This is a genomic window from Nocardia sp. NPDC059154, assembly GCF_042755705.1.
Lineage (GTDB): Bacteria > Actinomycetota > Actinomycetes > Mycobacteriales > Mycobacteriaceae > Nocardia.
In genome coordinates, this window is sequence record NZ_JBHZCS010000016.1 from 75,617 (window position 1) to 97,010 (window position 21,394).

Sequence of the window (21,394 nt, forward strand, 5' to 3'; positions counted from 1 at the left end):
TCGTTGTTCCGTGCGCGCTGCGCATTAGTCAGGAGTTCGTAAATGGGTGACGCACAAGGCTTCCTGAAGCACACTTCCCGGGAACTGCCCAAGCGCCGTCCGGTTCCGCTGCGACTGCTGGACTGGAAAGAGGTCTACGAGGAGAAGTTCTCCCACGAGACCCTGCAGAAGCAGGCCAGCCGCTGCATGGACTGCGGTATCCCGTTCTGCCACAACGGCTGTCCGCTCGGGAACCTGATTCCCGAGTGGAACGACCTGGTGTACAAGGGCGCGTGGAAGGAGTCGTTCGATCGGCTGCACGCGACCAACAACTTCCCGGAGTTCACCGGCCGCCTGTGCCCGGCTCCGTGCGAGGCGTCCTGCGTCCTGGGCATCAACCAGGATCCGGTGACCATCAAGCAGGTCGAGGTCGAGATCATCGAGAACGGTTTCGACGAGGGCTGGGTGACCCCGGTCTACCCGACCCGCCTGACCGGCAAGCGCATCGCGGTCGTCGGTTCCGGCCCCGCGGGCCTGGCCGCCGCCCAGCAGCTGACCCGGGCCGGCCACACCGTGACCGTGTTCGAGCGCGACGACCGCATCGGCGGCCTGCTGCGCTACGGCATCCCGGAATTCAAGATGGAGAAGCGCTTCATCGACCGCCGCATCGCGCAGATGGAGGCCGAGGGCACCATCTTCAAGACCGGCGTGAACGTGGGCGTGGACATCACGGCCCAGCAGCTGCGTGAGCAGTTCGACGCGGTCGTGCTCGCCGGTGGCGCCACCATCGCGCGTGACCTGCCGATCCCGGGCCGCGACCTGGACGGCATCCACCAGGCCATGGAGTTCCTGCCGCTGGCCAACCGGGTGCAGCTGGGCGACCCTATCACCGACGAGGACGGCCTGCCGCGCATCAACGCGCGCGGCAAGAAGGTCGTCATCATCGGTGGCGGTGACACCGGCGCGGACTGCCTGGGCACCTCGCACCGGCAGGGTGCGGAGACGATCCACCAGTTCGAGATCATGCCGCGTCCGCCGCAGCAGCGGGCCGACTCGACCCCGTGGCCGACCTACCCGCTGATGTACCGCGTCTCCTCGGCGCACGAGGAGGGCGGCGAGCGCGTGTTCTCCGTCAACACCGAGCGTTTCATCGGCGCCGACGGCAAGGTGACCGGGCTGCAGGCGCACGAGGTGTCGATGGTCAACGGCCGCTTCGAGAAGGTCGAGGGCACCGACTTCACCCTCGAGGCCGACCTGGTGCTGCTGGCCATGGGCTTCGTCGGACCGCAGAAGAACGGTCTGCTCGAGGGCCTGGGCGTGGGCTACGACCAGCGCGGAAATGTCATGCGCGACAAGGAGTGGGCCACCACCGTGCCCGGCGTCTTCGTCGCCGGTGACATGGGCCGCGGTCAGTCGCTGATCGTGTGGGCCATCGCCGAGGGTCGTGCGTGTGCGTCCGCGGTGGACAAGTACCTGGAGGGTGAGACGGCGCTGCCGTCCCCGATCACCCCGACCATGGTCGCCCAGCGGTGATCCAGCGCTGAGCTGAAACCCTGAAGAGCGCTCCCGGACTTCGGTCCGGGAGCGCTTTTGTTATGCAGGGAAACGATCTGAAATGTGTACTAGTCAGTAACTGGGAGCAGTTTTGTCAAACCCTGGACAGGGGACCAGTTACACCTGTTTACTTACTCCCCGTGTGGAGTCCACCCTCCGAGTCGTCCGCAGCGCTCGGTAAGTATGGATCGGTCCCGGAGGATCTCGGGACACTTGGAGGAAAATATGTTCCGTAATCGCCGTGCGGCCGCGATCGCGACCTCTGCCGCAATGGTTTTCGCGGGCCTGAGCATGACCACGCTGGAGACGGGCGCCGCGTCAGCGGATGCGACCTGTGCCCTGAGCTCGCATGCCACCAAGAATGACATCAGCACCGTGGGTATCACCATGACCTACGACAAGAGCGCCAACCTCGACTCGATCGGCGTCGGCACCACGGTGACCTACAAGGTCGTCGTCGGCACCACGGGTATCGGTAACCCGTACGTCAACACCATCACCGACTACCCGCCGTCGGGCTTCGGCGCGCCGGTCAAGGCCAGCATCACCGCCTACCACCTGGCGGGCGGTCAGCGCACCGAAGACGTCACCCCGGAGCCGAACGCCGGCGGCTGGAAGGTGACCAGCACGGGCTGGTTCGTGAACTCCGGTAACCCGGTGACCCTCGACATCACCTACCCGGTTCCGACCAACCTCTCGGCCGGTCAGCAGGTCACCAGCGGTGGCATCGGCGTCGCCGGCACCGTCGGTGTCAGCAACGAGCTCCCCAACCTGACCGCGTGCTTCACCGCCCGCGCCAATACCGTCGGCGAGAGCGCGCTGGGCAGCCTGAACAACAACGGCCTCGGCTCGGCCGACGGCCAGCTCAGCTCGACCGGTTCGCTCAGCACCATCCTGTCGGACGCGATCCGCAAGTACATCGGCAGCTGATTCCCGTTCCGGGCCGATTCGATCGATAGGAAAACCGTACCGATGCTCACCGGTAAGCTCTCGGCGCTCGCCGCGATCTCGGCAATTGCACTCTCCCTGGCAATGTCGTCCGCACCCGGGACCATCGGTACGGCCACGGCGGATGATTCCGCCGGATCCCATCTGGTTTCGATCGATCGGCCCGGCCAGCGGCAAGAGGAGATCTCGGTCTATTCGGCCGCGATGGACCGGGTGATCACACTTCAGGTGATTACCCCGTTCGACAACAGTGTGCCGCGGCCCACGCTGTATCTGCTGAATGGCGCGGGCGGTGGTGAGGATGCCGCGACCTGGTATCGCCAAACCGATGTCGTGCAATTCTTCGCGGACAAGAACGTGAATGTTGTTTCCCCGATCGGTGGCAAATTCTCCTATTACACCGACTGGCAGAAAGACGACCCGAGTCTGGGCCGCCAGAAATGGGAGACCTTCCTGACCGCGGAACTGCCGCCGATCCTGGATTCGGTGCTGCACGCCTCCGGTGCGAACGCGGTAGCGGGCGTGTCGATGTCGGCGACCTCCGCGTTGAATCTGGCCATCGCGGCCCCCGATCGGTACCGGGCGGTCGCCTCCTACAGTGGCTGCGCCTCCACCGCCGACGAGAACAGCCGCCGGTACATCCAGCTCGTCCTCGACCGCGGTGACGCCGATTCCCGCAATATGTGGGGCGAGCCCGGCGACCCGGACTGGCAGCAGCACGACGCCGTGCTCAATGCCGCCGCCCTGCGCGGGAAGGCGCTGTTCATCTCGAGTTCGACCGGTCTGCCCGGGCCGATGGACACCCTCGATTCGCCCTCGATCGGCGGGCGGCCGGCGACGCTGGCCAACCAGATCATCCTGGGTGGCGTGATCGAGGCCGCGACCAACGGGTGCACGCACCAGCTCGCAGATCGCCTCGGCCAGTTGGGGATCCCCGCGCAGGTCGAATTCAGCCCTGCCGGAACGCATTCCTGGCGCTACTGGCAGGACGCGCTGCATCGGTCGTGGCCGATGCTCGAGGCGGCATTGCAGGGCTGAGGTCCGAAATGTGGCTTCCGGCACAACTTTCGGCCGGAAATCGGACGTCTTCGCCGACTCGCCTGGCATGGTCGAATAGGCCCCCTTATGCTTGTCGGCGGTGTGTCGCCGATCTCGTCATTCGGTCTGTTCCAGTCGACTCATACGGGGCGGTTACTTGGGTTAACCCTCAGTGCACCGGACTGTCATCCGGCGACCGCACCATGATCCGGAATCGGGACACGCAACCTGTCCCGGCACAAGCGGGAACTGGAGCAGTATGCGGTTGAAGAATGTTGTCGCGGCTGCGGGGGCAGCGGCGAGCGTGCTCATGTCGGGAATCGTCCTGGGCAGCGGTCCCGCTACGGCCGCCCCCGGTGCGGGCTGCCCGAGTCTCTACACGGTCGCCGTGCCCGGCACCTGGGAGACCGGCCACGACAAGGACCCCAAGCCCGGCATGCTGGCCGGGGTGACCGACGGACTGCCCGGTGAGGTCGACTATGTGACCTACGCGGCCACCGCCTTCCCCTGGGAGGGCGACGTCTACGCCGCCTCCAAGAAGGAAGCCGTCGACAATGCCCGCGGTCTGGTGCAGGACATGGGCGCGCGCTGCCCGGGCACCAGGATCGCCATCACCGGCTACAGCCAGGGCGCCGACGCGGCCGGCGATCTCGCCGCCGAGATCGGCAGCGGCCACGGCGTGGTGCCGCCGGATCGCATTGCGGCGGTCGCGCTGATCTCCGACCCCCGCCGCTCGCCCACCGACGCCCAGATCGGCCCGATCGCCCCCGGCGCGGGTGCGGGCGGGGTGCGGGTCGGCGGCTTCGGCTGGATCAGCGACAAGGTGCGCACCGTGTGCGCCCTCGGCGACCTGTACTGCTCCACCGAGGAGACCGACTTCCTCACCCGCTTCGCGGGTTTCCTGGCGCAGTCGTCCAACCCGAACAACTTCAACCTGTGGCAGACCCAGCTCGAACTCGGGTCCATCCTCAACGACCTGATGGCGCAGGGCGGTCTGCCGACGCTGCAGGCCCAGCTGGCCGACGGTCCGGACAGCGAGTACGCCCACCAGCTCGAGCAGTTCTACCGCAGCGGCAAGCACACCAGCTACGGCAGCTACGGCGTCGGCGGCGGCCAGACCGCGCTGACCTGGATGCACAACTGGATCGCGACCAACGCGTAGCGGACGGCCCGGCGGTGAGCCGGGCCCGCGAAACCTGAAAAGGCCGCTCCCACATTGGGAGCGGCCTTTTCGGTGTCCGAGCCGATGAGGTCGTCGCCGGCCGGGTTACATGCCGAAGGAGCCGGTGGGCGGCAGCCAGGCGGGGGCCGGAGCCGGGTTGTTGTTCCAGCCGTTGTCGCCGTTGTTCCAGCCGTTGTCGCCGTTGTTGTTCCAGCCGTTGTCGCCGTTGTTCCAGCCGCCGTCGTTGTCGTGGTCGTGGCGGTGGTGGTCACGGTCGTGATCCCAGGGGCCGTGGTCGTCGATCTGCTGGGCGACGGCCGGGGTGGCGGCGTCGTCGGGGGTCGCGGCATTCGCGGGGAGGGCGACGACGGCGAGCGGGATGGCGGCCAGGGCACCGGCCGCGGCGAGGCGCAGGGCGAGACGGCGGCGGGGCTTGATGGTGGACATCGTGGTGCCTTTCTGTCGGGATCGGGGGCCGCGAGGGGAGCGGCTCTCGAGTTCCCATCGAAGGCGCCGGCCCTTGGAACGGTGTGGGATCCGGCTGGGAGTCCGCTGAGCGTCTAGGGGCGCGGACGCTGCATGCGCGGCAACAGGTCCCAGACGTGGCCGTTCTCGTTGACGGTGGCCACGGTGCGGCCGCCGGTGCGCGAGTACAGGATCCGGGTGATCGAGCAGTAGTCGATGGGGAAGGTGAGCGGGCGGGCCAGGCCCAGCACCTCCTGCAGCAGCACGTTGATCACGCCGCCGTGCGCGAAGACGACCACGGTGTCGGTGTGCTCGGCGGCCGCCACGATGCTCGCGATGCTGTCGCGCACGCGGCCGATGAAGGCGTCGCCGTCGATCTGCTCGGGCAGGTGCCCGGCCTTGATGCGCGCGTAGGTTTCCCGGAATTCCTGCTGGGCGTCCTCGATCGGGACGTATATCGGCAGGTCGCGGTCGTACTCGGCGAGCCCGTCGAGGACGTCGATGTCGAGTCCGAGCTTCTCCGCGGTGGGCCGGGCGGTTTCGCGGGCCCGCAGTTGCGGGCTGCTGACCACGCGGGCGATGCGGTGGTGGGCGAGTGCGGCCGGGACCCGGCCCGCCTGTTCGAGGCCGATCGCGGTGAGATCCGGGTCGGCGTGGCCGGATTCGGCCAGGACTCGTTGCGGCTGGGCGTGGCGGACGAGGATCAACTGCACGCCCACCACTCTGCCGCACCCCGCCCGCGGTGCGCCGCGGGGGCTAGCGGTTCTTGCGGCGGCTCATCAGGTAGACGATGCCGAGCACCAGCACCACGATGCCGATGCAGCAGACCGCGAGGAAGCCCCAGAAGCTGGTGCCGCGCCGGCTGCTGGTGCGGCGGGCGGCGGTGTTCTCGAGGGCGGCGTTCCAGGTGTCCGGGTGGGTCCACACGTGGTGGTCCAGCAGGGTCGCCTGGGTCATGAGATCTAGGTAGTGCATGGATACCCCAATCCGTGTGGCCGGTGGGCCCGCCCCGGGCCGCATCCCAGATTAACCGGGGATCCGGCCCGGGGAATCAGGGTTTTCCCTGGTCCCTACCGGGATTCGCTCTGTGCGGTACGGGGTTTCACGAGCGGGAACGGCAGCGTTTCGCGGATGCTGCGGCCGATCAGCAGCATGACCACCCGGTCCACGCCGACGCCGAGACCGCCGGTGGGGGGCATGGCGTGTTCGAGGGCCTGCAGGAAGTCCTCGTCGAGTTCCATGGCCTCCGGGTCGCCGCCGGCGGCCAGCATGGACTGTTCGGTGAGGCGGCGGCGTTGTTCCACCGGATCGGTCAATTCGCTGTAGGCGGTGCCCAATTCGACGCCCCAGGCCACCAGGTCCCAGCGCTCGGTGACGCCCGGAATGTGCCGGTGCGCGCGGGTGAGCGGGGAGACGGAGGTGGGGAAGTCGATGTAGAAGGTGGGTTCCTCGGTGGCCGATTCCACCAGGTGCTCGTACATCTCGAGCACGAGTTGCCCCGCGTCCCAGCCCAATTGGAAGGGCACGCCCGCCTTCTCGCAGAGCAGCCGCAGCCGCTCCTCGTCGGTCTCCGGGGTGATGGTCTCGCCGATCGCCTCGGAGACGGCTCCGTGCACGGTCTTGACCGGCCAGTCGCCGGAGATGTCCACCTCGGTGACGGCGCCGTCGGGTCCGGGGCGCAACGCCACCATCTTGCCGTTGGCGGCCAGCGCGGCCTCCTGGATGAGCTGGCGGCAGGCGTGCATCATGCGTTCGTAATCGCTGTGCGCCTCATAGGCTTCCAGGATGGTGAACTCGGGGTTGTGGCTGTAGTCCACGCCCTCGTTGCGGAAGACGCGGCCGAGTTCGAACACCTTCTCCATGCCGCCCACGCACAGTCGCTTGAGGTAGAGCTCGGGGGCGATGCGCAGGTACAGGCCGAGGTCGTAGGCGTTGATGTGGGTGGTGAACGGGGTGGCGTTGGCGCCGCCGTGCACCTGCTGCAGGACGGGGGTCTCGACTTCGAGGAATCCCCAGCCGTGCAGGGTGTCTCGCAGCGACCGCACCACCGCGCTGCGCTTGGCCATCACCTCGCGGATATCGGTGTTGATGGCCATGTCGACATAGCGTTGCCGCACTCGGGCTTCCGGGTCGGACAGACCCTTCCACTTGTCCGGCAGCGGGTGCAGGCATTTGCCGATCATCCGCCAGTCCTGGGCGAGCAGCGAGAGTTCGCCGCGGCGGCTGCGGCCGATCTGCCCGCTCACCTCGACCAGGTCGCCCAGGTCGAAGAATTCGGTGAACGACTCGCTGCGGTCGGCGCCCACCCGGCTGCGGTCGATGAGCAGCTGGATGTCGCCGGACCAGTCGCGCAGCACGGCGAAGATGACGCCGCCGTAGTCGCGAATCCGCAACAGTCGCCCGCAGACTCGCACCGTGGTGCCCTGCGGGCAGCCGCGGGCGGCGGACACGGTGTGGGTGGGCGGGTAGGCGACCGGGTAGGCCTCGACGCCGGATTCCTGGAGCTTCTCCAGCTTGTCCATGCGCACCCGCACCTGTTCGGGGCGGCGCGGGCCCTGCTCCTCGAGCTCCTCCGGCGGCAGGTCGGGCGGGCTGCCGTCGGCGTGCAGGCCGGTCATGGTGGGCGGCACCGAGGGCCGCAGACCGGTGTGCGCGGAGGCGTCGTGTTCGCGGCCGATGCGGGGCAGGAAGCCTTCGGCGAGCGCGCTGGCCGTGGCGACGCGCAGCAGGTGCCGGCGTTCCTCGAACAGCGAGAACCTGGGCACCCATTCCGGCTGGTACTTCACATTGGAGCGGTAGAGGGCCTCCAGCTGGTACCAGCGGGAGAAGAACATGAGCACGCCGCGCCACAGGCGCAGCACCGGGCCGGCGCCGATGCGGCCGCCCTCCTCGAAGACTGCCCGGAAGACCGCGAAGTTCAGCGAGATTCGGGTGATGCCGTACTGCTCGGAGGTGAGGGCGAGCCGCGAGATCATGAGTTCCACCAGCCCGTTGGGCCCGGTGCGGTCGCGGCGCATGAGGTCGAGGGAGACGCCGGTGCGGCCCCACGGCACGAACGACAGCATGCCGAGCACCTGGCCGTTGGGGGCGACGGACTCGACCAGCAGGCAGTCGCCGTCCAGCGGATCCCCGAGCCGGTCGAGGGCCATGGAGAAGCCGCGTTCGGTCTCGGTGTCGCGCCATGCGTTGGCGCGCCGCACGACGTCGGCCATCTCCTCGGGCGTGACCTCCCGGTGCCGCCGCACCCGCACCGTGATGCCCTGCTTGGCAAGACGATTGGCGGCCTGGCGGACGGGCTTCATATCGGGTCCGGCGAGGGAGAAACCGCGGGTCTCGAGGATGGCCTCGTCGCCCAGCCGCAGCGCGGACAGTCCGGCCCGCCGGTAGGCGGTCGCGCCGATCTCGCTGGCGCCCATGACCGCCGGGGCCCACCCGTACTGGTCGGCCAGCCGCAGCCAGGCGTCGATGGCGTGACCCCAGGACTCCTTCTGCCCGATGGGGTCGCCCGAGGCCAGGCACACGCCGAGTTCGACGCGGTAGGTGACGGCGGCCTTGCCGCTGGGCGCGAAGACGACGGCCTTGTCGCGGCGGGTGGCGAAGTAGCCGAGCGAGTCCTCGACGTCGGAGCGTTCGATGAGCCCGCGGATGGCGGATTCGTCCAGCCCGGTCAGTGCGTTGGAGGAGCGCTGCGACCGGAACAGGGTGATGACGGCCGCCAGCAGCGCGATGGCGCCGAACAGGCCGAGTAGCAGGTTGACCAGGTGCGGCGGGTGCCCGTCGAAGTCCTCGTTGGAGACCAGGATCGCGCCGGTGACCCGGGACACCGCCCACAGCGCGCGTTCGGTGTGGTCGGGCAGGCTGCCGGGGAACAGTTCGACCAGTCCCCAGCCGACCAGGCAGCCCAGCGCGAGCCCGCCGGCCAGCACGCCGAGCGCGCGCCAGACCGCGCCGCGCTGCACGTGGGTGTAGAACTCGGACCACGCGGCGATGAGCACGCCGATGACCACGACGTGAATGATCAACGCCACCAGGGCATTGATGTCGCCCTCGGCGGCGAAGTCGAGGGCGTTGGCGAGCGCGAAGGCCGCCATGTACCCGACCAGCAGCCACCAGGCGATCCGTTTGCGGCTGGCGGTAGCGCCCGCCAGCAGACCCACCACCAGCGCCCACACCAGTGAGGTGTCGGGGGCGTCGAAGTAGTAAGTGTCGACGAAGTGGCGTAGGTGCGAGGTCAGGAACCGCAGCCCGGGCGAGATGCTCCAGGCGAAGCAGAGGACCGAGAAGACGCCGAGCGTGGTGCCCGCGATATGCGGCACCTCGCGCAGCCGGCCGTGCCCGCGGTGTGGCACCTCGGGCGATCGCGGCTCCGGTCTCTGCTCGGAGTCGTGGGGCGGCAGATCCTGCGTCGAAGTCACTGCACCAGTGTGAATGTTGCCGTTGCCCATATGCACTCAGAACCCGGTTCGTGTCTCGTGGCCGCCGCGTGGCGGCTGGTGGTGGGGGCGGCGTTTGGTGTGGAGACGGCCGCGGGTGAGGATGTACCCCATGTCGGATCCAGTCGATGTCCCGATCGAAGACGATGTCATTCGACTCGGCCAGTTCCTGAAGCTGGCGAACCTCATCGATTCCGGTTCGGAAGCCAAGACTGTTATCGCCCAGGGCCTGGTTCGTGTCAACGACGAGGTGGAGCTGCGTCGGGGTCGCCAGCTACATGCGGGCGATGTGGTGGCACTGGCCGGGCACAAGGCCCGGGTCACCGGCGGCTGAGCGCGCTTCGCGGGCAAGGTACTCCCGGATCCGTAGGGGTTCGGTCTGCGCCCCGCGCGGCCGGGCTCACCGCGTTCCCTGCGGGTTGCCGGCGGCGTGACTCCCGCGGGGGCTCGGGGGCTGGGCCCCCGGCTCCCCATTCTCGGGGGTACGGACGCCGTTACCCCTGAGAGCTTCCCGAGAGTTGGGTCAATCCTCGCTGCGAACGACGACGCCGTCATGGTCGCTGTAGAGCATGTCGCCGGGAACGAAGGTGACGCCGCCGAATTCGACGGTGACGTCCTTCTCGGCATTCGCGCCGGTCTGGGTGCTCTTGCGCGGGTTGGTGCCCAGCGCCTTGATGCCGATGGGCAGGGTGCGCAGGATGGCCGAGTCCCGGACCGCGCCGTTGACGACGACCCCGGCCCAGCCGTTGTCGACGCCGCGGCCCGCGATGATGTCGCCGACCAGTGCGGTGTGCACGCTCGCGCCGCCGTCCACGACGAGCACGCGGCCCTCGCCGGGTTCGCCGAGGGTCTGCTTGACGAGCAGGTTGTCCTGGAAGGTCCGGATGGTCACGATGCGGCCGGCGAAGACTTCGTGGCCGCCGAACTGGATGAACTGGGTGTCGCAGCTGCGGATCTCGGGGCCGATCTCGTCGGCGAGGTCGGCGGTGGCAATGGCGTTCGCTGATTCGGTCACGGGAACTATCTTGTCAGGGCGAAAATGCGCAAGTCACGAGCGGTGCGATTGCGGTAGGCGGTGTACGCCTGCGTGGTCTCCTCGAAGCGTTCGAAGACCGCCTGCTGGCGGTCCTCGTCGGTGACCAGGGTGGCGGTGACCGGAATGTGCTGCCCGGCGATGGCGACCTCGGCGGCCGGACTGGCGAGCAGGTTGGCGGTCCACGCCGGGTGGTGGGACTGGCCGAAGTTGGATCCGATCACGTAGAGCGTGTCGCCCTCGTGCACGTAGAGCAGGGGAGTGGTGCGCGGCTGCCCGGATTTGCGGCCGACGGTGGTGAGCAGGATGACGGGCGCGCCGATCGGGCCGAGCACGGTGTACTTGCCGCCGGTGCGTTCGAGCACCTTGCGATCCAGCGGCGTCAGTTTGCGGATGACCAGCGACCCGACCTTGGTGGCGGCGAACGGACTGGCGAGGCGGGACAGCAGATTGGTGCGGGAACCCCAGATCCGCTCGGGAAACTGCTCACTCATACCGCGACTCTAGTGGCCCGTGACCGGCGGTGTTGTGTCGTCGCGATGCGCTCTGCGGCTGCCGAACGATCTATCCACAAGAGTTAATCAACCGTGCAGTCGGATTCTCGGGCGCATACTGGCGGCACCCGATGGGTCCAGGTCGGGAGAGGCATGAACGTAGAACAGGCGATCGACTCGGGTGCTGTCGACGAGACCCGCTCCCTGCTGGCGTCCGTGCTCGCCGGATTCCAGGCCGCCTGGGAGGCGGCCGCGGCGCCACCCCGCCTGGCCGAATTCCTGCCGCGCACGCCGCACCTGCGCCGCCTGGTGCTGATCGAACTGATCAAGGTGGACCTGGAATACCGCTGGATCCGCTACGACTTCCCCAAGCGCCTGGCCGACTACCGGGCCGAGTTCGACGAATTGCGTTCCGGTCCACTGCCACCCGATCTGGCCTACGAGGAGTTCCACGCGCTGCGGCGCTCCGGGCTGCACGGGAATGGTCACGGTGCGGCGGTGGATGGCGGCTGCCATCCGACCGAGGTCGCCGCCACCGAATGGGCCGAGCACGACTACCGCAGCACCCTGATCGCCCGGCCGCAGGCGCAGCACGCCCTGGAGGGCATCGAGGTCGGCGATCGGCTGGACGATTTCGATCTGCTGGTGGAGCTGGGCAGCGGCGCCTTCGCCCGGGTCTTCCTGGCCCGGCAGCGGTCCATGCAGCGGCTGGTGGCGGTGAAGGTCTCGCAGAACCACGGCACCGAATCCGAGACCCTGGCGCGGCTGGATCACGAGCACATCGTGCGCGTCTTCGACCAGCGGCTGCTCGGCGACCGGGAGCTGAAACTGCTGTACATGCAATATCTTCCGGGCGGCACGCTGTCGAAGGTGCTGGCACTGGTGCGTTCTCGCGAGCCGGCGGATCGGGACGGCGGGCTGCTGCTGGAGGCAGTGGACGCGGCCATGCGGGACCGGGGCGGCCTGGTGCCCGGCGAATCACCGACGCGCGCAGCGATGCCGGAGCGCAGCTGGCCGGAAACCGTTGCCTGGCTGGGCAGCCGGTTGGCGCGCGCACTCGACCACGCGGCCCGGAACGGGGTGCTGCACCGCGATATCAAGCCCGCCAATGTGCTGCTCACCGCCGATGGCAGCCCGAAACTGGCGGATTTCAATATCAGTTTCAGCGCGCATGTGGCGGGGACCAGCCCGCTGGCCTACTTCGGCGGCTCGCTGGCGTACATGTCGCCCGAGCAGCTGGCGGCCTGTCACCCGCAGCTGCCCGAGACCGCCGCGGATCTGGACGGCCGCAGCGACATCTACGCGCTGGGGGTGGTGCTGTGGGAGCTGCTCACCGGCCGCCGCCCCTTCGACGACGAAGCCCGCGCGGGCGATTCGGAATCCTCGCTCGAACGCATGCTCCGGCTGCGCCGCCACGAGATCGAGCCCGCCCGCCTCGACGACCTGCCGCCGGACTGCCCGGCCACGCTGCGGCGGGTGCTGCTCAAATGCCTGGCCCCCGATCGCGAGGACCGCTGGGCCACGGGTGCGGCGCTGGCCCAGCAGCTGGACCTGTGCCTGGATCAGCGGGCCCGGGATCTGGTGGATCCGCCGGCGAGCAGCTGGCGGTCCCGGGTCGGCCCGTGGTCGCTGGTCGCGCTGATCACGGCGGCGAGCATGTTCGGTGACGGGCTCGGCATCGCCTACGCCAATCTGCACAATCATCCGCTGTTCGCGCTCTGGTTCTCGGCGGGGGAGCAGGCGCGGCTGCGGTTGGTGGGCAATTTGCTGTTCCTGGTCACCACGCCGGCCGCCATCGCGCTCACCAATTACATGTGCCGCCGGGCGTTCATCGTGTGGCGCGGACTGCGGCGGGGCCGGACCTACGATCCGGAGACCCTGGCCCGGGCGCGGCGCGACACCCTGATCGACGGCGACCGGGTGGCGCTGCTGGCCTTCAGCTGGTGGGTGGTGTCGGCCGCGATCACGGCCATCGCGCTGGTCGTGTACACCGGCCTGCCGCCGGGGCGCATTGTGAATCTGGTTGCGACGATGCTGGTTTCGGGTGCGATCGCGGTCGCGTACCCGTTCTTCGTGGTGACGTTCTTCGTGGTGCGCTGTTTCTATCCGCGGCTGCTCACCCACGGTGAGACGGCGCGGGATCACGATGCCCTGCGCGCCCTGAGTCGTCGCTGCACCCGGTATCTCGCGGTGGCGGTGGCGATTCCGTTGATCGGAGTGATCGCGAGTCTGACGTTCCTGACCGCCGAAGAGGTTTCGCTGGAGCTGATCTCCATCTACGCGCTGTGCGCGGTGGGTGTCCTCGGGTTCCTGGGCGACTACTGGCTGTTCCGCCGGACCGAGGCCGATCTGCGGGCCTTCGCGGGGGTCGGCGGCTCTGGCGACCCCGGGTGACTAGGCGGACGTGCGGGTGGTGTGGAACGCGGCGACCTGGGTGACCAGATTGTGGGTGGAGCTCCTCACCGCGAGCTTCACGAACGGCTCGATGGTCTTGCCGAGGATCTTGCCCGCGATGCCGCCGGGGACCCGGTAGTCGACGATGGCGTCGATGGTGCAGGATTCCTCGCCCTTGTCGTGGAAGAGGAAGGTGGATTCGATCTCGAAGCCCTTGATGGACTTCACCGCAATGGCGGAGCCGGGTTCGTGCCGGACGATCTTGATGGTGGAGTGCAGGGTGATCGGGCCCAGCTGAATGGTGCCGTCGAAGGTGGCGTCCACGCCTTCGATCTGGTCGGTCAGCGGGGTGAAGGCACTGATCTCATTGATGAATTTCGGCAGGTGCCGGTAATCGTTGACGTAGGCGAAGGCCGATTCGGCCGAGGCGGCGCAGTCCGCGACGATCTTGACTTCGGTCATGGGCGCAACTGTAACGTGTTCTAGTTTTCCCCGCAGGTCTTGTGATGCATGCCATCTATGAACCGGCGCACCCGAATTCGAGAACCGCGGACCACCTCACGCGGTGACGGCCAGCGTACCGGCCAGCCCGAACACTAGCGCCATCACCAGCACTTCGGCAATCGCGCGCCGCAGCGAGTCGTCCGCGGTCATGCGGTGATCGGCGACCTTCGGCACCCAGCTGCGCCGCCACCACCAACCCAGCCCGAGCAGCACCGCCAGCAGCACCGTCTTCGCCAGCAGGATCCGCCCGTACCCGCTGGTGACCAGCGGGCTCACCCCGCCGATCCGCACCAGCCCGTTGATCACCCCGGTCACCATCACCGTCACCACCAGCGGCATCGCCCACGCCGAGTACCGCGGCAGCAGCACCGCCCACTCGCCCCGGGTGCGCACGGTCAGCGCCAGCGCCAGCAGCAGGCCGAACCAGGCGCCGGCCGCGAGCGCGTGCAGCGCCGCCAGCACCGAACCGAGCGGCTGCTGCGACATGTGCCCGGTGATCGGCCGCAATGCCAGCGTGACGGTGGTGAACACCAGCACCAGATCGCCGGTGGCCCGGTCGGGCCGCCGGAATCCGAAGGCGCTGTAGATCGCCACCGTGCCGCTGCCGATCAGCAGCGCGATACCGATCTGCCCGCCGCTCACGTGCGCGAGGTAGTCGCCGAACTGCGCGGCGCTCAGCTGCCGCGCCGTAATGCCCTGGACCTCCGCGGCTTCCAGCGCGAGCATGGCGAATTCCATTGCCGCCCAGAGCGCGGCGAGCACGGTGATCGGCCGCCACTGCGGAGTCAGCCGGTCCGAGAGCCGCGGCAGCGTGGCCAGGCCCAGCACCGTAGCCCCCGCGCAGTCGGCGAGGACCCGGACCGGGGCCTCGGCCTGCACGGGTTCGGCGGCGGCCAGCGCACAGGCCAGGGCCGCACCGGCCAGGGCGATCGGGATGACCAGCGCCAGCAGCCATCTCGGTGAGCTGCCACCGCCGGTCGTCCCGCGCTCCCTGCGACGATCGGTGCGGTCGGTCCGATTCACCTGCGCTGCTTGCCCCGTCCGCCGAACAGGGCGACGGCCAGGCCGCCGCCGAACAGCACCACCGCGCCCACGATGAAGATCCACAGTGGCACCCCGCCGCCGTCGGAGCCGCCGGACTTGGCGGCACTGTCGGCCCTGGGGCCCGGAGTTCCATTGCCGGGCTTGGTCAGTGTGAACGTCCGCTTGCCACTGACGGGGTGCCCGTCCGCGGAGGTGACCCGGTACGCGATCGTGTATTCGCCGGTCGGTCCCAGTTCACCGACCTCGATGCTGATGGTCGGTCCCTCCACCTTGGGCTGCCCCTTCGACCACAGGTTGTGGTCCGGCCCGGTGACCGTCATGGACGGGTAGGCCGTCTGCAGGTTCTCGTTGAAGGTGATGCTCACCGACGCCGGTGAGGTGTCGATCTGCGCACCGTTGTCCGGACTGGAGGAGACGGGGGTGGAGTGCGCGTCGGCGACACCGCCGCCCAGCAGTGCGAATCCGGTGACCAGCAGGCCGGTGATCAGCCCGGCCAGCAGCTTGCGGTTCACGACCGCCGTCCCCGGATGACGCTGCCCAGGCCGAGGGCCGCGCCCAGCGCGCCCAGCGCCAGGCCGACGCCGCCGAGCCAGCGGGCGGTGTTGTCGCTGCTGCTCTTGTCGCTCGCGGCGGCATCCGTGGCGGCCGGGGCGTCGTCATCGCCGCCCGTGCTCTTGGCCAGGGTGAGGCTGGGGGCCGGGTGATCGGGCTCGCTGCCGTCGGCATTCATGGGCTGGTTCCAGTCGACGACCTTGCCGTCGCTGTAGGTCTGGGACGTGTTGAAGCTGACCTTCTCCTGCTTGGGCAGCGGGCCCACGGAGAGCGCGAAACGCTGGAACTGGCCCGGGGCGACGCCCGGGTTGCCCGGGTCGGCGGTCCAGGTGACCGCCACGGCCTCGCCCTGGGCGTTCTTGTCGACCTTGGCGGTCCAGCCCGCGATGGGCTCGGTGCGTGCGCTCTTCAGATTCGGCAGCGTCACGGTGAGTTTGGTGGTGGAGGCGGTGTCGGACTCGGTCGGCACCCGGAAGGTGGCGACGGCGTAGCCGCCCTGGCCGGCACCGGGGGCGTCCACGACCACGTGTGCGGCGGCGATGCCCGCGCCGGACAGCAGCAGGCCGGCAGCGGCCACCGACGTGACGAGGGTGCGCGAAAGGGAGGTGTGCATGACTGTATTGCCTTCTCTGACAATGGTTACGGGTAGATAGGAACGGGGGTTACGCCGTAACCGGTGGCGCGCGCGGTCCGCTCGCGCCCAGGGCGAGAAGGGTTTTCGGGGTCGGGACCGATCGCGGGCGGCGCGACTGCGCGGCCCGCGCCGGACGTCTGCCGGGCCGGGTGAGGATCACCCGGACGGCGCTCGAGATCAGCCCGTAGAGCCGCTCGGCGGCCAGGATCAGGATCGCGCAGCCGGCCGCCGCCACCGCGTGTGCCAGCAGCATCGGCCCGTGCGCGGTGAATTCCATTGCCCCTGCGGCATGCCCGTGCTGCACGAGGCCGCCGAGGGCGAGGTGGCAGACGGGCTGGCCGGCCACCATGAGGATCGGCAGCGCGGCGGGGGGCCGCAGCGCGGCGGCGAGCGCGCCGATGGCGGCCGCTGCCAGCATCAGCAGCATGAGCCCGGAGGAGCCGGGGTAGCCGCCGCCCGCGAACCCGTGCGCGCCGACCGCCAGGGCCGCCATGGCGACGCCTGCCAGTCCACCGCGCATCGGGCTCATGGGTGTCTCAGTTCACGCCGAGGCGGGCGAGCACATCGGCCTCGATGCCGGAGAGCTCGTTGGAGATGGAGGCGTGCACGGCGCGGCGGCGCGGCACCGGCATCTGGGCGGCGGTGCGGACGGCCGCGGTCAGGCTGTCGAGCCGATCGCGGCTGGCGGTCACGAACTTCTTGGTCTCGGTGTCGGAGTTCTTGGACTCGATCTCCGACAGCGTGGACTCCACGCCCGCGATGCGCGACTGCAGCTTCGCGCCCGGGCCGGAGAACTCGCTCAGCTGATCGAGCCCGATGCCCAGCTGCTGGGCGCGGCGGGTGTCGAGCTGCCCGCGCACGAAGGTCGCGCCGCGGTAGGCGAGCGGGGCCAGCACCGGCACCAGCACCCGGGCCACGCCCAGGTACTTGCGGATCGAGGCCGCGCTGAACGGATCCCGTTCGGCCCGGGCGGCGATCTTCTGCGCGGCCTTCTCCTCGGCCTGCAGCTTGGCGATCTCCGCCTTGGCGACCTGCTTGTGCGTGCGCGCTTCCGCCCGGTTCTTCTTGCGCTCGTTGCGCGCGCCGAGCTTGGCCTCCATGCCGGCCTTGTGTTTGAGGGCTTTCGCCTCGGCCCGGCGGCTGACCCGCTTCTTGCGCTTGCCGAACAACCCCATTGATGGCCTCCGTCATGCTGGTTCGCCATGGCAGCACAGGGCCGGGGGAAATGCCTGTCCGCCCATGAAACACAGTTTGCGAATCACCCTAACGGGTGGGTTCGCCGCGCAGCGAGCGCCTTGGGGTTTCGGTGCCAGTTCGTAGGGATGTCGGGGGTTGAGGCCATACTGACTGGCGTGTATTCGGGCATCGGTGACCATGGTGAGCGTGCGGCATTCCTGGATGCGCGTGCGCTGATCGGCTGTCGGCACCGGCTGCATCTGGACGCGATCAATCCGGGCGTGTTGACCGGGGTCGCCGAGGACGCGGGCGTGCAGCAGCGACGAGAAGCCGCCGCGGCGCACCGATCTCACGTGCGGGACACGCTGGTCGCCGCGGCGCCCGGCATCTGGACGGTCATCGATCCGAAGCAGCCCGCGCCGCAGCGGGCCGCGGCCACCATGGCCGCCATGGCGGCGGGGGCGGACCGGATCTGGGGCGCGTTGCTGCCGCAGGAGCCCGACACCGGCCGCCGCGGCGGCTGCGAAATCCTGTGGCGCGACGGCGATCGCGGCGGATACATCCCGGTCATCGTGGTGAACCACAAGGTGACCGATCCGCGGCAGCCGGACCCGGCCGACTACCACCCGACGACCAGCGATCTGTACCAATGGAATCCGCAGCCGGACCGGCATGTCCGTACCCGGCCGCAACCGCGGGACCTGCAGCGCCTCGCGCACCTCTACCGCATGCTGCAGCGGCACGGGCTGGCCAGCCCGGCCCTGGTCGGCGGCGCCATCGGCTACCACTTCGACCGCGTCCTGGTCCACGACCTGGGCCCCGTCCTGGCCGATTACGACATCCGCTACGCCGACCGCATCGCGGTGGTGCGCGGCGAACTCCCCACCGTCCCTTCGAAAGTCCCCGAGTGCCGCCAGTGCCCCTGGTGGAGCCGGTCGCCCGAGGAGGGCGGGCGCGGCTGTGAGCAGTGGCTGTCCGAGCACCGCGATGTGAGCCTGGTGGCGCCGGGCTCGCGCGCGGAGGTGCTGCGCCGCCACGGCGTCGAGACCATCGACGATCTGGCGTCCTGGAGCGGCGACGATCCCGACGACTGGCAGTACGAGCCGTTCACCGAGGCGGTGGTCACCGCCCGCGCCTGGGCCACCGGCGCGCCCCTGGTCCGCCGGGTCGACCGGGTGCGGGTCACCCGCGCCGACGTCGAGGTGGATGTGGACCTGGAGAGCTTCCAGGAGCACGGCGCCTACCTGTGGGGCACCCTGCTGGACGGCGTGTACCGCCCGTTCGTCACCTGGGACCCGCTGCCCACCGAGGACGAGGGCCGCTCCTTCGCCGAGTTCTGGACCTGGCTCATGGAGGTGCGCGCCCAGGCCGCCGCGGATGGCAAATCCTTTGCCGCCTACTGCTATTCGCGCACCGCCGAGGACAAGTGGCTCTACGAGTCGGCCCGCCGCTTCGCCGGCCGCCCGGGCATCCCCACCGAGCGCGAGGTGCAGCGGTTCGTGGACGGCCCGCAGTGGGTGGACATGTTCCAGGCCGTGTCCGAGCAGTTCATCTGCCCGAACGGCAAGGGGCTCAAGAAGATCGCGCCGGTCGCGGGCTTCCACTGGCGCGACGCCGAGGCCGGGGGAGAGGCGTCGATGGCCTGGTACCGCTTGGCCGTCGGGTACGAGGGCGAGCCGGACCTGTCTCAGCGCACCCGCATCCTGGAATACAACGAGGACGACGTCCAGGCCACCAAGGTGCTGCGGGACTGGATGACCGACCGGGCCGACAGCGAGGTTCCGGCCATCGCCGACTTCGCCCGACGTAATATCGCGTCGTGACCGAACACGTCGAACACCTGGAGTTTCAGGCCGAGACCCATCAGCTGCTGGAGCTGATGATCCACTCGGTGTATTCGAACAAGGACACCTTTCTGCGGGAGCTGGTCTCCAATGCCTCCGACGCACTGGACAAGCTGCGCCTGGAGACCTTCCGCGACAAGGACCTGCACGCCGACACCTCCGACCTGCACATCGAGCTCGAGGTCGATCGCGACAATCGCGTGCTGACCGTCCGCGACAACGGCATCGGCATGTCCCGCGCCGAGGTCGTGGACCTGATCGGCACCCTCGCCAAGTCCGGCACCGCGCAGCTGCGCAAGCAGCTGCTGGAGGCCAAGGCCGGTGACCAGCAGGCCGAGGAGCTGATCGGCCAGTTCGGCATCGGCTTCTACTCGACCTTCATGGTGGCCGACAAGGTCACCCTGACCACCCGCAAGGCGGGCGAGAACACCGGCACCCGTTGGGAATCCGCGGCGGGCAGCTCCACCTACTCGATCGAGGAACTGGACGACGCCCCGCAGGGCACCACGGTGTCGCTGCACCTGAAGCCGGCCGACGAGGACGATCACCTCTTCGACTACACGCAGGAGTGGAAGCTCCGCGAGATCGTCAAGAAGTACTCGGATTTCATCGCCTGGCCCATCCGCATGGATGTCGAGCGCACCGTGCTCGACGGCGAGGGCGAGGACAAGACCGAGAAGACCCTGGTCGAGACCCAGACCCTGAACTCCCAGAAGGCGCTGTGGACCCGCCCGCGCAGCGAGGTCTCCGACGAGGAGTACACGGAGTTCTACAAGCACGTCGCGCACGCCTGGGACGATCCGCTCGAGATCATTCCGATGCGGGCCGAGGGCACCTTCGAATACCAAGCGCTGCTGTTCATTCCCTCGCACGCGCCGTTCGATCTGTTCACCCGCGAGCACAAGCGCGGCGTGCAGCTCTATGTGCGCCGGGTGTTCATCATGGACAACTGCGAAGAGCTGATGCCGGAGTATCTGCGCTTCGTCAAGGGCGTGGTGGACGCGCAGGACCTGTCGCTCAATGTGTCCCGCGAGATCCTGCAGCAGGACCGGCAGATCCAGATGATCCGCAAGCGCCTGGTGAAGAAGGTGCTGTCCACGGTCAAGGACCTGAAGAACGCCGAGGACCAGGCCAAGTACCAGGACTTCTGGCGCGAGTTCGGCCGGGTGCTCAGGGAGGGCCTGCTCTCCGACCACGACAATCGCGAAACCATCCTGGGCGTCTCGTCTTTCGCGTCCACGCATTCGGACAGCGAGCTGACCTCGCTGGCGCAGTACGTCGAGCGCATGCCGGAGACCCAGTCGGCCATCTACTACATGACCGGCGAGACCCGCCGGCAGATCGAGAACTCCCCGCACATGGAGGCCTTCCGGGCCAAGGGCCTCGAGGTGCTGGTGCTGACCGATCCGGTCGACGAGATGTGGGTCGGCTCGGTCACCGAGTTCGAAGGCAAGCCCATCGTCTCCATCGCCAAGGGCGAGGTCGATCTGGAGACCGAGGACGAGAAGAAGGCCTCCGAGCAGCTGCGCGAGCAGCAGGAGAAGGACTTCGCCGACATTCTCGGCTGGCTGCAGCAGACGCTGGACGCGGACGTGAAGGAGGTGCGCCTGACCAACCGGCTCACCACCTCCGCGGCCTGCATCGTGGGTGATGTGTTCGATTTCACCCCGATGCTGGAGCGCATGTACCGCGCCTCCGGGCAGGAGCTGCCGCACAGCAAGCGCATCCTCGAGCTGAATCCGGCGCATCCGCTGGTCACGGGTCTGCGTGAGGCGTACGCGGCGGTGTCCGGTGCGGACGAGAAGCCGGTGGAGCTCACCGAGACCGCCGAATTGCTCTACGGCACAGCGGTTCTCGCCGAGGGCGGCGAGCTGAAGGATCCGGCGCACTTCGCCCGCATCCTCGCCGACCGCCTGACCCGCACGCTCTGAGGGTCGTTCACGAATCGGGCTCCTGCGGTGTTTCCGCAGGAGCCCGACCTATAGCAAGCGGGAATTGGTCATGCCCGGTTTGTGGCAAGTGTGACGATCCGCATCTCCCGGTGATTTCGGGAACTAGCCGCGAACGCGTACGTTGTACGTCTTGGTCGTAAGTTTTCGTGTTCGTGTTCAACATGCTCGCGCGGAACAGTGTGCGGGCG

20 protein-coding genes are annotated in these 21,394 nt (G+C 68.7%); 8 read left to right on the forward strand and 12 right to left on the reverse strand.

Annotated features, from left to right (window positions below):
• Positions 1-42 precede the first annotated feature (42 nt).
• The 4 genes from ACFXN1_RS16300 (at position 43) to ACFXN1_RS16315 (ending at position 4,681) form a co-directional block, all read left to right on the forward strand.
• Positions 43-1,512, forward strand: a complete 1,470-nt coding sequence (locus ACFXN1_RS16300) for a glutamate synthase subunit beta (protein ID WP_379438106.1) — start codon at positions 43-45, stop codon at positions 1,510-1,512.
• Between the two features lie 246 nt (positions 1,513-1,758).
• Positions 1,759-2,463, forward strand: coding sequence for a hypothetical protein (locus tag ACFXN1_RS16305; RefSeq protein WP_379392977.1), 705 nt, complete (start codon positions 1,759-1,761; stop codon positions 2,461-2,463).
• 42 nt (positions 2,464-2,505) lie between these two features.
• The gene (locus ACFXN1_RS16310) at positions 2,506-3,519 is read left to right on the forward strand and encodes an alpha/beta hydrolase (RefSeq protein ID WP_379392979.1); all 1,014 of its coding nucleotides are present in this window, start codon (positions 2,506-2,508) and stop codon (positions 3,517-3,519) included.
• Between the two features lie 259 nt (positions 3,520-3,778).
• Entirely contained in the window at positions 3,779-4,681 is a 903-nt protein-coding gene (locus ACFXN1_RS16315; protein WP_379438104.1) for a cutinase family protein, read from the forward strand.
• A gap of 105 nt (positions 4,682-4,786) precedes the next feature.
• Here ACFXN1_RS16315 and ACFXN1_RS16320 read toward each other — a convergent pair whose 3' ends face one another.
• From ACFXN1_RS16320 to lysX, 4 genes are all read right to left on the reverse strand, one after another.
• The gene (locus ACFXN1_RS16320; protein WP_379438103.1) at positions 4,787-5,128 is read right to left on the reverse strand and encodes a hypothetical protein; all 342 of its coding nucleotides are present in this window, start codon (positions 5,126-5,128) and stop codon (positions 4,787-4,789) included.
• 113 nt (positions 5,129-5,241) lie between these two features.
• On the reverse strand, positions 5,242-5,859 hold the full coding sequence (locus ACFXN1_RS16325) for a histidine phosphatase family protein (RefSeq protein ID WP_379438101.1): 618 nt from the start codon (positions 5,857-5,859) through the stop codon (positions 5,242-5,244).
• A 43-nt stretch (positions 5,860-5,902) separates the two neighbouring features.
• On the reverse strand, positions 5,903-6,103 hold the full coding sequence (locus ACFXN1_RS16330) for a hypothetical protein (RefSeq protein WP_379384644.1): 201 nt from the start codon (positions 6,101-6,103) through the stop codon (positions 5,903-5,905).
• Positions 6,104-6,216: 113 nt separating this feature from the next.
• Positions 6,217-9,591 (reverse strand): bifunctional lysylphosphatidylglycerol synthetase/lysine--tRNA ligase LysX, encoded by a 3,375-nt coding sequence (gene lysX / locus ACFXN1_RS16335; protein WP_379438098.1) that lies wholly within the window; start codon positions 9,589-9,591, stop codon positions 6,217-6,219.
• 100 nt (positions 9,592-9,691) lie between these two features.
• On the opposite strand from lysX, the gene ACFXN1_RS16340 reads away from it, so the two are divergent.
• On the forward strand, positions 9,692-9,913 hold the full coding sequence (locus ACFXN1_RS16340; RefSeq protein ID WP_033085219.1) for an RNA-binding S4 domain-containing protein: 222 nt from the start codon (positions 9,692-9,694) through the stop codon (positions 9,911-9,913).
• Positions 9,914-10,102: 189 nt separating this feature from the next.
• On the opposite strand, the gene rraA is transcribed toward ACFXN1_RS16340, so the two are convergent.
• Positions 10,103-10,594 carry a ribonuclease E activity regulator RraA gene (rraA, locus tag ACFXN1_RS16345; RefSeq protein WP_379392990.1) on the reverse strand — a complete coding sequence of 164 codons (492 nt, stop codon included), beginning with the start codon at positions 10,592-10,594 and terminating at the stop codon, positions 10,103-10,105.
• A 5-nt stretch (positions 10,595-10,599) separates the two neighbouring features.
• Positions 10,600-11,106: a nitroreductase/quinone reductase family protein gene (locus ACFXN1_RS16350; RefSeq protein ID WP_364608885.1), complete on the reverse strand. Its 507-nt coding sequence runs from the start codon at positions 11,104-11,106 to the stop codon at positions 10,600-10,602.
• Between the two features lie 153 nt (positions 11,107-11,259).
• Between ACFXN1_RS16350 and ACFXN1_RS16355 the strand changes: the two genes are divergently transcribed.
• Complete coding sequence (locus tag ACFXN1_RS16355; RefSeq protein ID WP_379438096.1) at positions 11,260-13,500, forward strand: serine/threonine-protein kinase; 2,241 nt, start codon at positions 11,260-11,262, stop codon at positions 13,498-13,500.
• Here the strand turns inward: ACFXN1_RS16355 and ACFXN1_RS16360 are convergent, their stop codons facing one another.
• The 6 genes from ACFXN1_RS16360 to ACFXN1_RS16385 all read right to left on the reverse strand — a co-directional run bounded on the left by ACFXN1_RS16360 (position 13,501) and on the right by ACFXN1_RS16385 (position 17,409).
• Complete coding sequence (locus ACFXN1_RS16360; protein WP_379438094.1) at positions 13,501-13,962, reverse strand: SRPBCC family protein; 462 nt, start codon at positions 13,960-13,962, stop codon at positions 13,501-13,503.
• 96 nt (positions 13,963-14,058) lie between these two features.
• Entirely contained in the window at positions 14,059-15,027 is a 969-nt protein-coding gene (locus ACFXN1_RS16365; protein WP_379438093.1) for a copper resistance D family protein, read from the reverse strand.
• Complete coding sequence (locus ACFXN1_RS16370; RefSeq protein ID WP_379438091.1) at positions 15,024-15,560, reverse strand: copper resistance protein CopC; 537 nt, start codon at positions 15,558-15,560, stop codon at positions 15,024-15,026. Before ACFXN1_RS16370 ends, ACFXN1_RS16365 begins: the two co-directional genes overlap by 4 nt.
• Complete coding sequence (locus ACFXN1_RS16375; protein WP_379438090.1) at positions 15,557-16,213, reverse strand: YcnI family protein; 657 nt, start codon at positions 16,211-16,213, stop codon at positions 15,557-15,559. The genes ACFXN1_RS16370 and ACFXN1_RS16375 overlap by 4 nt, the downstream gene beginning before the upstream one ends.
• A gap of 49 nt (positions 16,214-16,262) precedes the next feature.
• Positions 16,263-16,763, reverse strand: coding sequence for a hypothetical protein (locus ACFXN1_RS16380; protein WP_379438089.1), 501 nt, complete (start codon positions 16,761-16,763; stop codon positions 16,263-16,265).
• Positions 16,764-16,770: 7 nt separating this feature from the next.
• Positions 16,771-17,409, reverse strand: a complete 639-nt coding sequence (locus tag ACFXN1_RS16385) for a DUF6474 family protein (protein WP_379438087.1) — start codon at positions 17,407-17,409, stop codon at positions 16,771-16,773.
• A 177-nt stretch (positions 17,410-17,586) separates the two neighbouring features.
• On the opposite strand from ACFXN1_RS16385, the gene ACFXN1_RS16390 reads away from it, so the two are divergent.
• Complete coding sequence (locus ACFXN1_RS16390) at positions 17,587-19,233, forward strand: TM0106 family RecB-like putative nuclease (RefSeq protein WP_379438086.1); 1,647 nt, start codon at positions 17,587-17,589, stop codon at positions 19,231-19,233.
• Complete coding sequence (gene htpG / locus ACFXN1_RS16395) at positions 19,230-21,185, forward strand: molecular chaperone HtpG (RefSeq protein ID WP_379463621.1); 1,956 nt, start codon at positions 19,230-19,232, stop codon at positions 21,183-21,185. The genes ACFXN1_RS16390 and htpG overlap by 4 nt, the downstream gene beginning before the upstream one ends.
• Positions 21,186-21,394 lie beyond the last annotated feature (209 nt).

Coding starts and splice junctions, on each gene's coding strand:
- ACFXN1_RS16300 (WP_379438106.1), top strand. CDS start 43: ATGGGTGACGCACAAGGCTTCCTGAAGCACACTTCCCGGGAACTGCCC.
- ACFXN1_RS16305 (WP_379392977.1), top strand. CDS start 1,759: ATGTTCCGTAATCGCCGTGCGGCCGCGATCGCGACCTCTGCCGCAATG.
- ACFXN1_RS16310 (WP_379392979.1), top strand. CDS start 2,506: ATGCTCACCGGTAAGCTCTCGGCGCTCGCCGCGATCTCGGCAATTGCA.
- ACFXN1_RS16315 (WP_379438104.1), top strand. CDS start 3,779: ATGCGGTTGAAGAATGTTGTCGCGGCTGCGGGGGCAGCGGCGAGCGTG.
- ACFXN1_RS16320 (WP_379438103.1), bottom strand. CDS start 5,128: ATGTCCACCATCAAGCCCCGCCGCCGTCTCGCCCTGCGCCTCGCCGCG.
- ACFXN1_RS16330 (WP_379384644.1), bottom strand. CDS start 6,103: ATGACCCAGGCGACCCTGCTGGACCACCACGTGTGGACCCACCCGGAC.
- lysX (WP_379438098.1), bottom strand. CDS start 9,591: ATGGGCAACGGCAACATTCACACTGGTGCAGTGACTTCGACGCAGGAT.
- ACFXN1_RS16340 (WP_033085219.1), top strand. CDS start 9,692: ATGTCGGATCCAGTCGATGTCCCGATCGAAGACGATGTCATTCGACTC.
- ACFXN1_RS16350 (WP_364608885.1), bottom strand. CDS start 11,106: ATGAGTGAGCAGTTTCCCGAGCGGATCTGGGGTTCCCGCACCAATCTG.
- ACFXN1_RS16355 (WP_379438096.1), top strand. CDS start 11,260: ATGAACGTAGAACAGGCGATCGACTCGGGTGCTGTCGACGAGACCCGC.
- ACFXN1_RS16360 (WP_379438094.1), bottom strand. CDS start 13,962: ATGACCGAAGTCAAGATCGTCGCGGACTGCGCCGCCTCGGCCGAATCG.
- ACFXN1_RS16375 (WP_379438090.1), bottom strand. CDS start 16,213: ATGCACACCTCCCTTTCGCGCACCCTCGTCACGTCGGTGGCCGCTGCC.
- ACFXN1_RS16380 (WP_379438089.1), bottom strand. CDS start 16,763: ATGAGCCCGATGCGCGGTGGACTGGCAGGCGTCGCCATGGCGGCCCTG.
- ACFXN1_RS16385 (WP_379438087.1), bottom strand. CDS start 17,409: ATGGGGTTGTTCGGCAAGCGCAAGAAGCGGGTCAGCCGCCGGGCCGAG.